Annotated in this window: 11 protein-coding genes and 1 other annotated feature (1 of these 12 running past the window's edge); all 11 genes read right to left on the reverse strand. The window is 44.1% G+C overall.

What is annotated here, in order from left to right:
- Positions 1-80 precede the first annotated feature (80 nt).
- The 11 genes from lonB to ilvB all read right to left on the reverse strand — a co-directional run bounded on the left by lonB (position 81) and on the right by ilvB (position 14082).
- Positions 81-1739, reverse strand: coding sequence for an ATP-dependent protease LonB (lonB, locus tag ACQXR1_RS11070; protein ID WP_430772121.1), 1659 nt, complete (start codon positions 1737-1739; stop codon positions 81-83).
- Between the two features lie 150 nt (positions 1740-1889).
- On the reverse strand, positions 1890-3152 hold the full coding sequence (clpX, locus tag ACQXR1_RS11075; protein ID WP_003229613.1) for an ATP-dependent protease ATP-binding subunit ClpX: 1263 nt from the start codon (positions 3150-3152) through the stop codon (positions 1890-1892).
- A 272-nt stretch (positions 3153-3424) separates the two neighbouring features.
- Entirely contained in the window at positions 3425-4699 is a 1275-nt protein-coding gene (gene tig / locus ACQXR1_RS11080) for a trigger factor (protein WP_014480469.1), read from the reverse strand.
- Positions 4700-4926: 227 nt separating this feature from the next.
- Positions 4927-5931: a DNA damage checkpoint antagonist DdcA gene (gene ddcA, locus ACQXR1_RS11085; RefSeq protein WP_430772123.1), complete on the reverse strand. Its 1005-nt coding sequence runs from the start codon at positions 5929-5931 to the stop codon at positions 4927-4929.
- Positions 5932-6049: 118 nt separating this feature from the next.
- A complete protein-coding gene (gene leuD, locus ACQXR1_RS11090; RefSeq protein WP_014664869.1) occupies positions 6050-6649 on the reverse strand; it encodes a 3-isopropylmalate dehydratase small subunit in 600 nt (199 codons plus the stop codon).
- Between the two features lie 12 nt (positions 6650-6661).
- A complete protein-coding gene (gene leuC / locus ACQXR1_RS11095; protein ID WP_040082254.1) occupies positions 6662-8080 on the reverse strand; it encodes a 3-isopropylmalate dehydratase large subunit in 1419 nt (472 codons plus the stop codon).
- Positions 8081-8129: 49 nt separating this feature from the next.
- Positions 8130-9227 carry a 3-isopropylmalate dehydrogenase gene (leuB, locus tag ACQXR1_RS11100; RefSeq protein ID WP_227098890.1) on the reverse strand — a complete coding sequence of 366 codons (1098 nt, stop codon included), beginning with the start codon at positions 9225-9227 and terminating at the stop codon, positions 8130-8132.
- Between the two features lie 20 nt (positions 9228-9247).
- Positions 9248-10804, reverse strand: coding sequence for a 2-isopropylmalate synthase (locus ACQXR1_RS11105; RefSeq protein ID WP_040082253.1), 1557 nt, complete (start codon positions 10802-10804; stop codon positions 9248-9250).
- Positions 10791-11819 (reverse strand): ketol-acid reductoisomerase, encoded by a 1029-nt coding sequence (gene ilvC / locus ACQXR1_RS11110; RefSeq protein ID WP_003222549.1) that lies wholly within the window; start codon positions 11817-11819, stop codon positions 10791-10793. Before ilvC ends, ACQXR1_RS11105 begins: the two co-directional genes overlap by 14 nt.
- A gap of 23 nt (positions 11820-11842) precedes the next feature.
- A complete protein-coding gene (gene ilvN, locus ACQXR1_RS11115) occupies positions 11843-12361 on the reverse strand; it encodes an acetolactate synthase small subunit (protein WP_014664873.1) in 519 nt (172 codons plus the stop codon).
- Positions 12358-14082: an acetolactate synthase large subunit gene (gene ilvB / locus ACQXR1_RS11120; protein ID WP_069839666.1), complete on the reverse strand. Its 1725-nt coding sequence runs from the start codon at positions 14080-14082 to the stop codon at positions 12358-12360. The genes ilvN and ilvB overlap by 4 nt, the downstream gene beginning before the upstream one ends.
- A 121-nt stretch (positions 14083-14203) precedes the next feature.
- Positions 14204-14221 (reverse strand) — a binding site (T-box leader) (it continues 227 nt past the right edge of the window).

A 14221-nucleotide genomic window follows, 5' to 3' on the forward strand; every position in this document is an offset into this window, starting at 1 on the left:
CTCGTAGTATACCCTTTCTTTCTGATATGAAAAAGGAAAAGATGTCCTTCATGAAAAAAACCCTATTATAAAAATAGGGTTTAAACGGATTCTTTATTAATTTCAATATGGAACGGTTTTTGTTCCGTTGGCGGATTCACTAAAATTTTATCAAGCACTTCTTGGAACGTCTTCACTGCAATAATCTCGATTCCGTCAATCTGCTTTAAGATCGCCTGCTGATTTTCATATGGAATAATCACCTTTTTCGCACCGGACTGCTTGGCCGCTTTTATTTTCGGTATAACGCCTCCGATAGGTTTCACAAGGCCGTTCAAGCTGATTTCGCCTGTCATCGCAACGGTATTGTCAATAGGAATTTTGTGTATCGCCGAGAAAATCCCCGCCGCCATCGCGATGCCTGCTGACGGCCCATCAATCGGAACCCCTCCTGGGAAATTGATGTGAATATCATAATCAGACGGCTTCATTCCCATTGTCCGGAGCACGGTTAACACATTTTCAACCGAACCCTTCGCCATGCTTTTTCGCCTGATTGATTTTGATTGGCTGCCGATGCTTTCTTCTTCAGCAATTCCTGTGATATTAATTGATCCTTTATCTTGAGCCGCGGTTACACTTACTTCGATTTCCAGAAGCGACCCGCTGTTAGGCCCATAGACTGCAAGCCCATTTACAATGCCGACCTGCGGTTCAACACCGATTTTTTGCTCATGCTTCGGTGTAAGCTGACTAGAGTGGATGACCCATTCAATATCCTCAATGGTAATGTCTTTCCGATTCTCCGTAACAGCCATCCCCGCTGCGATTTGAATCATATTGACAGCTTCCCGTCCGTTCCGCGTGTAGCTGGTCAAAAGATCGAGGCCTTCTTCAGAGATATTTTTTTCAATTTTATCCGCTGCTGTTTTGGCAACAGTTTTCAGTTCGTCCTTTTCAAGCTCGCGGAAAAAAACCTCCAAACAGCGGGACCTGATAGCTGGCGGAATTTCGTTTGGCATTCTTGTGGTTGCGCCAATCAGGCGAAAATCAGCCGGCAGCCCATTTTGAAAAATATCATGAATGTGATTCGGAATTTGTGTATTTTCCTCACTGTAATACGCACTGTCTAAAAAGACTTTTCTGTCCTCAAGCACCTTCAGCATTTTATTCATTTGAATCGGATGCAGCTCCCCTATTTCATCAATAAACAGCACACCGCCATGGGCATGAGTGACAGCTCCCTGCTTCGGCTGCGGTATCCCAGCCTGCCCCATTGCTCCGGCCCCTTGGTATATCGGGTCATGGACAGAGCCGATGAGCGGATCGGCAATTCCTCTTTCATCAAAACGGGCTGTTGTCGCATCGAGTTCCACAAAAACAGCTTGCTCTTTAAACGGTGATTGTTTATGTTTTTTTGCTTCTTCCAACACAAGCCGCGCAGCAGCCGTTTTTCCAACTCCCGGCGGTCCATAGACAATGACATGCTGAGGGTTCGGTCCGCACAAAGCCGCCTTTAATGCTTTAATACCGTCTTCCTGTCCGACAATATCTTGAAAACTTTTGGGGCGGACCTTCTCAGATAATGGCTCGGACAAGCTGATAGCGCGCATTTTCCGAAGCTGCTCCATTTCCTTCTTTGATTCTTTATCTATCGTGACCTTTTGTGTCCTTTGATTTTTAAGCAAATTCCAAAAATACAAACCAATGATGATCCCAAAAAACAGCTGAATAAATAACGCGATCCCTGTCCAACTCATGGTGGTCCCTCCTGAAAAACAATTTATGTATCCAATTCATTCCTCTGATTGCTAGTATCTCCCATAGGAGGCGGGAATAAACGTTTTTCCGGAAGAGTTTACATGCAAAAAACCTCCTGAATGATTCATTCAGGAGGTTTGTGTTTATCTTTATGCAGATGTTTTATCTTGGCTAACCTCAGTGCCGTCTTTTAATAAGAGGCGAGGAGGCTCTCCGTGTGTCACAGTTGCCCCGGTAATCACACATTTTTCAATGTCATCACGAGAAGGCAGCTCAAACATCACATCAAGCATGATGCCTTCAATGATAGAACGGAGTCCGCGTGCGCCAGTCTTGCGTTCAATCGCTTTTTTAGCGATTTCAGAAAGCGCTTCTTCTTCAAATTCAAGCTCAACATTGTCAAGCTCAAGCATTTTCTTGAATTGCTTAACAAGAGCGTTTTTCGGTTTTGTTAAGATCGCAACCAAAGCTTCTTCGTCAAGCTTTTCAAGGCTTGCAATAACCGGAAGACGTCCGATAAACTCAGGAATTAACCCGAAGCGGAGCAAATCTTCAGGAAGCACTTTTGAAAGAAGATCTTCTTTCTCAAGATCAGCAGCTTTGTTGTCAGCACCGAATCCAATCACTTTTTGGCCTAAACGGCGTTTGATGATTTGTTCGATACCATCGAAAGCTCCGCCGCAAATGAACAAAATATTTGTTGTGTCAATTTGAATGAATTCTTGATGAGGATGCTTACGTCCCCCTTGAGGCGGCACGCTCGCCACTGTACCCTCAAGAATTTTAAGCAATGCCTGCTGTACGCCCTCACCTGACACGTCACGTGTGATAGACGGGTTTTCAGATTTTCTAGCCACTTTATCGATTTCATCAATATAGATAATGCCTTTTTCGGCTTTTTCCACATCATAATCAGCAGCTTGAATGAGTTTCAAGAGAATATTCTCTACATCTTCACCCACGTATCCAGCTTCAGTCAAAGATGTAGCGTCTGCAATCGCAAACGGCACATTTAAAATGCGAGCCAACGTTTGCGCCAGAAGGGTTTTACCGCTTCCTGTAGGCCCGATTAATGAAATATTACTTTTTGAAAGCTCAACATCATCGACTTTGCTGTTGGAGTTAATGCGCTTATAGTGGTTATACACAGCAACAGCAAGTGATTTCTTCGCTTGGTCTTGGCCGATGACATATTCATTCAAGATTTCACGAATTTCCTGAGGCTTTGGTACGTCTTTAAATTCTACTTCTTCTTCTGTTCCGAGTTCTTCCTCTACAATTTCAGTGCAGAGTTCGATACATTCGTCACATATATATACACCAGGCCCAGCTACAAGCTTACGAACCTGATCTTGTGTTTTTCCACAGAACGAGCATTTCAATTGTCCTTTTTCCTCGTTAAATTTAAACATTCTTTCACCCCTTAATCTTGTCTCACTTTTTCTTTTACCGGCAGAGCAAAAGAAAATGATTCTTGAAACGAAACGAGTATGTATTGCATTTTACCATACTTTCCAAAAAGACGGTAACAATGTGTTTCTGACTTGCACATTCTATATGTATGACAAAAAACTGCCCTGCATTAACTATCTTGCCCCAAGAAAAAGAGATAACTCATAATTGTACAAAACAAGGCACGAATGATTCGCGCCCTGTTTTATTATTACTATTATTATGCACCATATTAACGGTTTTCTACAAGAAAATCAATTGCTTTGCGAACTTTTAAATCTTCTTTCATCGCGTCAGTAGAACCGATGGCTTGTTTAATATTTTCAACAGGCATGTTGTATGCTTCAGCCATTTTAGTAAGCTCAGCATCAACTTCCTCATCTGATACTTCAAGGTTTTCCGCTTTCGCAATCGCCTCAAGAGTCAGGTTAGATTTTACGCGTTTTTCAGCATCTTCTTTCATTTGCTCTTTTAACGCAGCTTCATCTTGGCCTGAGAATTGAGTGTAAAGCTCAAGGTTCATGCCTTGCATTTGCAGACGCTGTTCGAATTCTTTCAGCATGCGGTCAAGCTCAGTGTCAACCATTGCTTGCGGCACATCGATTTCAGCATTTTCAGAAGCTTTCAGAACAAGCTCTTCACGCAATTTAGCGTCAGCTTCGTTTTCTTTCGCTTCTTCTAAACGTTTCTTAGTTTTTTCAGTTAATTCAGCGAGTGTTTCCACTTCTTCATCGATATCTTTAGCGAATTCATCGTCAAGCTCAGGAAGCTCTTTCGCTTTGATTTCGTGAATTTTCACTTTGAACACAGCTGGTTTGCCTGCAAGATCTTCAGCATGGTACTCTTCAGGGAATGTCACTTCAACATCCTTCTCCGCACCTGCTTCAAGGCCGACTAATTGATCTTCGAAGCCAGGGATGAATGAACCAGAACCTACTTCTAGAGAGTAGTTTTCAGCTTTTCCGCCTTCGAATGCTTCGCCGTCAACGAATCCTTCGAAATCAAGAACAACTGTGTTTCCTTCTTCAACAGCGCCTTCTTCTTTTACAACAAGCTCAGCTTGACGCTCTTGAAGCGCTTTTAGTTCGTTTTGAACATCTTCGTCAGTTACAGTTGTGTCGTCTTTTTCAATGCCTAAGCCTTTGTAGTCGCCAAGCTTCACTTCAGGTTTTACTGTTACTTTCGCAGTGAAGATTAAGCTTTCGCCTTTTTCGATTTTTTCAACATCGATTTCAGGACGGTCTACAGGCTCGATTCCAGCTTCTTCAACCGCTTTAGGGTATTCTACAGGAAGAAGAATATCCAAAGCATCTTGGTAAAGAGCTTCTACGCCAAAGCGCTGTTCGAATAATCCGCGAGGAATTTTACCTTTACGGAATCCAGGAATTGAAACTTGTTTTACTACTTTTTTAAATGCATCATCAAGTGCTGTTTTAAACGTTTCAGCATCAACTTCAACCGTTAAAACGCCTTCGTTGCCTTCTTGTTTTTCCCATTTTACAGACATGTGTTTCCCTCCAAAAATCTATTCAGGTTGTGTCGGTCTTCCATTCTAAAGCAATCATTCGGCTTCGTCCAACAAAAACAAAGCTGCCAAAGATCAGAATCATTATGTATAGATGTTAATAATGAACTGCAAAGCCTGTCCAACCGTATTTCTTATAACCCGTTATACACAAATACAACCACTATATTATAACATAACACATAGCGCTTTCAACTATATGGCGTGATTTACAAATAAGAAATTTCTTCAATATCTTTTATCATAGTGCAAGCTTCATCGAGTTCTCTGTCGGTAAATTCATACATCATATGAAGTTCTTCTCTTTCAATTTCAATCCCGTGCATCTCGTAGCCGACTTTATGCAGGGCAGCCGCCCAAAGATCAGCCGACAGCAATTTCGGCTGGAACGGATATAAAACGTATAAATGTCTTCTCCACAATTCTTCTACTGCCGCATACAAGGTTGGATTTTCATTTCCAAGTGTCTCATCCAGGACCCTGAGAACACGGTGCAGAATCGGAGCGGCATCAGGCGGGACAATCTCAGACGGTTCAATTGTCAACGACTCGCCAAATTTACTAATGTGCACAGGTTTACTGTACTCATGCTCGGCCAACAGCATAACAATCATCGTTTTGATAATCGGGTGGGCTGAGGGGTCTTGAAGGATTGTTTTGAGCAACCCTGTATACTTTGCTACGTTACGGTCTTTTAAGGAATGAATGAGATTCATTTGCTCCTCAGGGCTTGCCAGCACTTTCTCGGTGTCAATTGTATCCTCGTATTCTTCGTCCCAAGCCTCGTCCTCTCGATCCGGATCGGTCATTTTCCGGCTGAAATCAAGCAGCTTGTAAAATTGCTCGGCGCTTTCTGCCGGCAGCTGATTTTCTTCCAAAACGGCTTCAATAGTGCTTTTGACTTCTTCGTATTTTTTGAGCTGAATTAAGATGGTCATGTACACCTGCAAAACCGTAAAATAATGGCCATAACCTTCTTTGAGCATCTTCTCGCACACACTTTTTGCCTCTTCCAGTTCGCCCAGCTCTAAAAAGCAGATGGCCATCCCTAAGTGAAGATCAGATTCAGTATCATCATATTTTATTGCTTCAGAAAACAGCTCAAGCGCTTCTTGATACTTTTTTTCCTTGAGTGATGACATCCCTTTTTCCACGAGGCGGTCTTTCAGATGAGGAAAAGGAATAATTTTTGCGTTTTTCTTGTCATGCGTCATACCTATATTCCTTTCAGGCATTTATTTTGTTCAAGTGTATCAACACCTGTGAACAAACACAAGAAATGAAAGGTTTCACCAGGCAAAAAAAGCCGCCGGACTAAGACCGGCCGCTTCTTCAGGCTTGAAGCCAAGAGCTTCTTTTCGATTCAAATAGCTTGATTTCATCTTCAAGCAGCAGCGTTAATGAAATTTCATCATAGCCGTTGATGAGCATCTCTTTCCAATGCGGATCAACTTCAAATGAAATTTGATTGCCTTCACTGTCATGAATCAGCTGATTTTCAAGGTCAACAGTCATTTGCAATGACTGGTTTTCATATTGGCTGACTAGCTGTTTCCAATTGTCATATGGCATGCGGATTGGAAGCATCCCGTTTTTAAAGCAGTTCTGATGGAAAATATCAGCAAATGACGGCGCAATGATAATTTTAAACCCATAATCATCAAGCGCCCACGGAGCGTGTTCGCGCGATGATCCACAGCCGAAGTTTTCTCCTGCTATTAAAATGGAAGCTCCTTGATAAACAGGCTGGTTTAATTCAAATTCAGGATTCGGTTCACCATTCGCATCATATCTCCAGTCAAAAAATGCAAAACGCCCGTAGCCTGTTCTTTCAATCCGCTTCAAAAATTGTTTAGGAATAATCTGGTCAGTATCAACATTGATCCGATTTAATACGGCCGCTTTCCCCGTATGTGATTTCAAAGGTTCCATCTCGCGCACTCCTTACACAACTGTTTTTTCCTGATAAAACTTTCTGACATCAACGAAGTGTCCGTGAATGGCAGCCATCGCAGCCATTGCCGGGCTGACGAGATGTGTTCTTGCACCTTTTCCTTGTCTGCCCTCAAAGTTGCGGTTAGAGGTTGACGCACAGCGCTCTCCCTCAGGAACAACATCATTATTCATACTCAAACACATGCTGCAGCCTGACTCTCTCCACTCAAATCCAGCTTCCAAGAAAACCTGGTCAAGCCCTTCTTGTTCAGCCTGAAGCTTCACACTTTGGGATCCTGGCACGACGATGGCTCTAACGCTGTCAGCTACCTTCTTCCCTTTGATCATATCAGCAGCCTGACGAAGGTCAGTCATGCGGGAATTTGTGCAGGAACCGATAAATACGTGCTCCACTTTAATGTCTTCGATTTTCTGATGGGGAGTCAGCCCCATATATTCATAAGCTCTAATCGCTTCTTTTTTGTCATCTTCTGCAGAAAAGCTTTCCGGCGCTGGAACTTCAGAATCGACAGGAAGAACCATTCCCGGGTTAATGCCCCATGTCACCATAGGAGAAATGTCGTTGCCGTCAAGGACGATAGATTTATCGTAAACAGCGCCCGGGTCTGTGCGCAGCGCTTTCCATTCCTCTACAGCCTTGTCAAATTCTTCGCCTTTTGGCGTGTACTTGCGGTTTTTGCAATATTCAAATGTTACCTCGTCAGGTGCAATCAAACCTGCTCTTGCTCCTGCTTCAATTGACATGTTGCAAACGGTCATTCGTTCATCCATCGTCATATTTCTGAATACTTCCCCAGTGTATTCAATGACGTAGCCAGTGCCGAATTTCACACCGTATTTGCCGATGACAGCTAGAATGACATCCTTTGCCGTTACCCCTTTTTGAAGCGTTCCATCTACGCGCACTTCAAGTGTTTTCGGACGCTGCTGCCAAAGAGTCTGTGTGGAAAGGACATGTTCAACTTCACTCGTCCCGATTCCGAATGCAAGAGCGCCGAAAGCGCCATGTGTTGATGTATGACTGTCGCCGCACACGATCGTTTTCCCTGGAAGCGTTAAGCCCAGTTCAGGGCCGACGACATGGACAATCCCTTGATCCACACTGTGAAGATCGGCAAGGCGCACGCCAAATTCTTCACAGTTTCTTTCAAGCGCCGTTACTTGGCGTTTCGCAACTTCATCCTTTATCTCAAAACGATTGACGGTCGGGATGTTATGGTCCATTGTCGCAAATGTATTTTGGGGTCTTCTGACCTTTCTTCCCTTTTGTCTCAAACCTTCAAATGCCTGAGGTGACGTCACCTCATGAATGAGATGCAAATCAATATAGAGAAGATCGGGTTTTCCCTCACCATGTTTTACAATATGCTGATCCCAAATCTTTTCGATGATTGTTCGAGGCATCATCTTTATTTCCTCCCTCTACCTATGAACTAAGACCGCTTATCGTAAGCTGTCACACATTAGAAATTGTATTTTCACTCATGATTGCTGCCTTAACTTCCTCCGTAATGGCCTGAGTGCTGCTGAACTCTTCACCCCGTGCCAAGTCTCTTGTTCTTTTTCCGGAAGCCAAGACTTTGTTTACCGCATCTTCTACAGCTTTCGCTTCCTCTTCAAGCCCGAAAGATGTTCTCAAAAGCATTGCCGCTGACAATATGGCCGCGAATGGATTTGCCATCCCTTTGCCGGCAATATCAGGCGCGGAGCCATGAACAGGCTCAAACAGATGAAGACCTGAGCTTGATAGGCTGGCTGACGGGAGCATCCCGAGTGATCCTGTAAGCATCGACGCTTCATCGCTTAAAATGTCACCAAACATATTTTCAGTCACCACGACATCAAATTGATTCGGTGAATAAATCAGCTGCATGGCTGCATTATCCACAAGCATGTGCTCCAGCTTTACATCAGGAAAATCTTTTGCAACGTCCTCAGCCACTTCACGCCACAGTCTGCTTGATTCTAGAACGTTTGCTTTATCAACAGAGGTTACTTTTCCTTTTCTGGCTGCTGCCATTTTAAAGCCCTCTCTGATCACGCGTTCAATTTCCGTCCGCTTATAAAACAGGGTGTCTACTGCTTCCTGCTCACCTTCAGTGTTTACATAGCGTTTGCTCGGCTGGCCGAAATACAAGCCGCCTGTCAGCTCTCGGACGATAACAAAATCAACATGATCGATGTATTCTTTTTTCAAAGGCGAAGCGTCAGAAAGGCTTTCAAACACCTTCACTGGCCGTAAATTCGCAAACAAATCAAGCTGTTTTCTGATGCTGAGCAGCCCTTTTTCCGGTCTCAGCTCCGAAGGGTTTTGATCCCATTTCGGTCCGCCGACAGCGCCAAGCAATATCGCATCTGCATTTTTACAAGCGGCAACGGTTTCCTCTGGGAGGGGGTTGTTATGTTTGTCAATCGCCGCCCCTCCAATCAAGCCATATTCAAATTCAAATTCATGGTTAAAGCGTTCGGCAACACTTTTCAGTACGTCTGTCGCTGATTCTAATACTTCAGGGCCGATCCCGTCTCCGGGCAATAGAGCAATACGTTTCTTCAAATTAACCGTTCTCCTTTCTTTTATGATCCGACAGCTGTGTGGTTTTTAAGTCCGCTCATATTCGACTCGAAAACCAATTGACGGTTTACTGCGTTCAAATAGGCTTTCGCTGATGCTTCTAATACGTCTTGCGCTATGCCCCGCCCTGCTGATTCCTTTCCGTTCACCAAAACTCTTACATACACCTGGGCAAATGCATCTTCGCCTTTTCTGTTAGACTGAATGCGGTAGTCTAAGAGCTCCACGTCTTTATCGATGCAGCGCTCAAGCGTGTTGTAGATTGCTTCCACACTTCCGGCCCCAGTTGCAGCTTCCTGAATAAGCTCTGCGTTTTCTTGATTTTTCAAAGAAAGGGTAGCCGTAGGGACCTGACTAGTTCCGTAATGTACTTGCAGAGAAAGAAATTCATACCCAATCTTGCGATCTGTTACTTTTTCTTCTAAAATAAGAGAAACAAGATCCTCATCAGTGATTTCTTTTTTCTTCTCAGTCAACTCTTTAAACATCGTAAAGAATTTATTAATCTCTTCACTGTCAAATTGGAATCCTAAAGCAGTCAACCGGTCTTTAAATGCATGGCGTCCAGAATGTTTACCTAGGACAAGCGCATCTGCGGTTACACCGACAAGCTCCGGTGAAATAATTTCATAAGTTGATTTTTCTTTTAAAAAGCCGTCCTGATGGATGCCTGATTCATGGGCAAATGCATTATCGCCCACAACTGCTTTATTGCGCGGGACAGCCATGCCGGTCAGCTTGCTTACTAAATCGCTTGTTCTCTTAATCTCGTTCAATGTAATACCTGTTTCGACTTGATAGAAATCTTTTCTGATATGAAGGGCAACGGCAATTTCCTCTAATGCCGCATTTCCGGCTCTTTCACCGATCCCGTTCACAGCGCATTCAATTTGATCAGCGCCATTTTCAATCGCAGCAAGAGAGTTTGCAACTGCCATTCCCAAATCATCATGACAATGAGCTGATAGCTTTGCTTTGTGAATGTTCGGAACGTTTTCCTTCATATATTTAAAGATATTTCCGTATTCCGCTGGAGCCAGGTAGCCGACAGTGTCTGGAAGATTGATAACACTGGCGCCTGCGTCAATCACTTTCTCGACGATTTCTGCCAGAAACGGCAGCTCAGTACGGCAGGCATCTTCAGCTGACCATTGCACAACCGGAAAACGTTCTTTTGCGTATGTCACCATTTCAACTGCTCTTTCAATGACTTGCTCACGTGTCATTTTCAGCTTGTGCTTCAAATGAATGTCCGATGTGGCGATAAAAACATGAATTCTCGGGTAAGCACCATCCTTTAACGCTTCCCAAGCAGCATCAATATCACCTTTTACACAACGGGCCAGACCAGTCACTGAACAATTTTTAATGGTTCTAGCGATTTCCTGAACAGCTAAAAAGTCACCTCGGGACGAAGCGGGAAATCCCGCTTCAATGATATCTGCCCCGAGTCTTTCGAGCTGCTTAGCTATGGCAAGTTTCTCCTGTGTATTCAAGTTCACTCCAGGAGACTGTTCACCATCACGAAGCGTCGTATCGAAAAAATTAATTTTGCGCAACGGAGACCACCGCTTCCTTCTTCTTGCCTTGTTTCACAAACGGCATCATTTCACGAAGCTTTCTTCCCACTACTTCGATTTGATGCTCGTTCTCGCTCGCATTGATAGCATTGAAACGAGGACGGTTTACTTGGTTTTCGACGATCCATTCTTTTGCGAATGTACCGTTTTGGATATCTTTTAATACTTCTTTCATCGATTCTTTTACTTTAGCATCCACAACGCGAGGTCCTGATACGAAATCTCCCCACTGTGCTGTGTCAGAAATTGAATATCTCATTCCTGCAAGTCCTTCTTCGTACATAAGGTCTACGATTAATTTCAGCTCATGAAGACACTCGAAGTATGCAAGTTCAGGCTGATAACCTGCTTCAGTTAATGTTTCAAATCCTGCTTTGACAAGCGCGCTTAATCCGCCGCAAAGAACCGCCTGCTCACCGAACAAATCTGTTTCTGTTTCTTCCTTAAATGTCGTTTCTAATACGCCCGCTCTTGCGCCGCCGATTCCTTTTGCATATGCGAGAGCTTTGTCTCTTGCTTCTCCAGTCACATCTTGATAGATTGCGAACAATGCAGGTACGCCGGCTCCTTGCTCATATGTTCTTCTGACCAAGTGTCCCGGACCTTTAGGCGCTACCAAGAATACATCTACATCCGCCGGAGGAACAATTTGATGGAAATGCACGTTAAATCCGTGAGCAAATACTAATGATTTTCCTGCTGTCAATTCATCTTTGATTTCAGCTTCGTATACTTTTTGCTGCTGTTCATCAGGAAGCAGAACCATGATGATTTCAGCTTGGGCTGCCGCTTCTTTTACTGAAAATACTTTATGTCCGTCTTCTTGGGCTTGCGTGAAAGATTTTCCTTGTCTAACACCGACGATCACGTCTACTCCGCTTTCTTTAAGGTTCAGGGCATGTGCGTGGCCTTGCGAACCGTATCCGATAACCGCTACTGTTTTGCCTGCCAATACGTTCTCTTTGATATCACCGTTATAATATACTTTTACCATTTCAATCTCTCCCTTGTTATGTTTTATACAATAGATATTGTTTTATTGGATGACGCCTTTTGCTGGGTACCCCTCGCAAAAGCCGTTGTACCTGTTCTCGCGATTTCTTTAATGCCATAAGGTTTCAACAATTCAATAAGCGCTTCAACTTTGTTAGATTCGCCTGTCACCTGAACAACGATGCTGTCTCTGCTGACATCGACGACAGAGGCTCTGAACGGTTCTATGATTCCATTAATCTCTGTTCTCGTTGAAGGTGCGGAGACGACCTTGATTAAGGCCAGCTCCCTCTGGACAATCGATTGATTTGTGATGTCTGTGACTTTCAGAACATCAATCTGTTTGTTGAGCTGTTTTGTTAACTGTTCAACATCATTTTCTCCTTCAACGTGAACGACAAAGGTGATTCTGGAAACGCCTGTTGTTTCTGTGTGTCCAACTGTAATGCTTTCAATGTTGTAATGCCTTTTTGTAAATAGACCGGTGATCCGGTTTAACACGCCTGAGCGGTTCACCACAGTCAATGTGATAATTCTTTTCAAGGTTTCACCCCCACCATTTCATGCAGCCCTTTTCCCGGAGCCACCATCGGGAATACTTTTTCTTCGCTGGCAACCCGCACATCAATGACAACAGGTTCTCTTGACGTTAATGCCTCTTCCAGCTTTTCCTTCGCTTCCGCCTCTGATGAAATTCTGATGCCTTTAATGCCGTATGCTTCGGACAATTTGACGAAGTCAGGCTGAGAAGCGAATTTAGATTCTGAATAGCGTTCTTCATAGAAAATTTCCTGCCACTGTCTGACCATTCCGAGACAAGCGTTATTTAAAATCACTACCTTGACCGGAAGATTTAATTCGCGAATGACATCGAGTTCTTGAAGCGTCATTTGGAAACCGCCGTCTCCGACAACCGCGACGACAGTGGCATCTTTATCAGCCAGCTGTGCACCGATCGCCGCCGGAAGGCCGAATCCCATCGTTCCAAGTCCGCCTGACGTGACCCATTTATCTGCTTTTTGGAACGGATAAAATTGCGCTGACCACATTTGATGCTGGCCTACATCCGTGGCGACAATGGCTTCTCCTTTTGTAAATTGATGAATATATTCAATCAATTTCTGAGGTTTAAAACCCTCTTCTTCATTCTCTTCATACCAAAGCGGGTACTCTTCTTTCCATTCGGCGAGCTGTTTTTTCCATTCGCTTGAATCACTTGGTTTGCCATCTTGTTTGATCAGCTCCTGCAGGACAATTTTGCTGTCTCCCACTACAGGAATCTGTGTTTTCATGATTTTTCCGATTTCAGCTGGATCAATATCGATGTGGGCAATCTTTGCGTTTCTGGCAAAGTGTTTCAGGTTTCCTGTGACACGGTCATCAAAACGGGCGCCGATGCTGATTAAAAGATCACAATCATGAAGCGCCATATTGGCTGTATACGTGCCGTGCATTCCCGCCATCCCCAGGAAAAGCGGATGGTCAGCCGGGAAGCCTCCGAGCCCCAAAAGGGTGTGCGCCACAGGGATTTGCTGCTGTTCGACATAATTTTTTAATTCTTCTGACGCTTTTCCGTGCAGTACGCCCGCACCCGCCAGGATCACCGGTTTCTTCGCACTGCTCACGGCTTCTACTAGCTTGCGGATCTGCAAGTAATTCGGCTCTGTTGTCGGCTGGTATCCCGGGAGGTTCATCTCATGATCGTAGCTGAATTCTCCTTCAATAGTTGCTACATCTTTCGGAATATCGATCAATACTGGGCCGGGTCTTCCAGTTGTTGCAATATGGAACGCTTCTTTAATGATGCGCGGCAGATCTTCCGGCTGGCGAACCTGGTAGCTGTGTTTTGTCACTGGCATCGTAATCCCTAGAATGTCTGCTTCCTGAAATGCATCACTCCCGATAACAGAGGTTGCCACCTGCCCTGTAAAGACAACTAACGGCAATGAATCAATCATGGCATCAGCAAGGCCTGTAACAAGGTTTGTCGCTCCCGGTCCTGATGTGGCGATAACGACACCCGGTTTTCCAGTGACTCTTGCGTATCCTTCCGCTGCATGAATTGCGCCTTGTTCGTGACGGGGAAGGATATGTACCAACCCTGAATTGTATAGCTTATCGTAAATCGGAAGCACAGCCCCGCCCGGATAACCGAAAATCATTTCTACTTTCTCTTTTTTTAATGATTCAATCAGCATTAATGCTCCGCTCATCGTCTGTGTACATTTGGCAGATGCTGAATCCACCTGTACATTAGTCCTCATTTTAGTTCCTCCTTTTGGATTTTCATCCTTTAAAGATCATCTTTTCATTAGCTAGATAGCTGATTATTCAATAAAAAAAGCCCTTCCACCCACAATCAGCCGCGCAGTAACTGCGATAGCTAAAAGGGGCGAAAAGGCT

Source organism: Bacillus sp. ATD, assembly GCF_050585765.1.
GTDB classification, from domain to species: domain Bacteria; phylum Bacillota; class Bacilli; order Bacillales; family Bacillaceae; genus Bacillus; species Bacillus stercoris.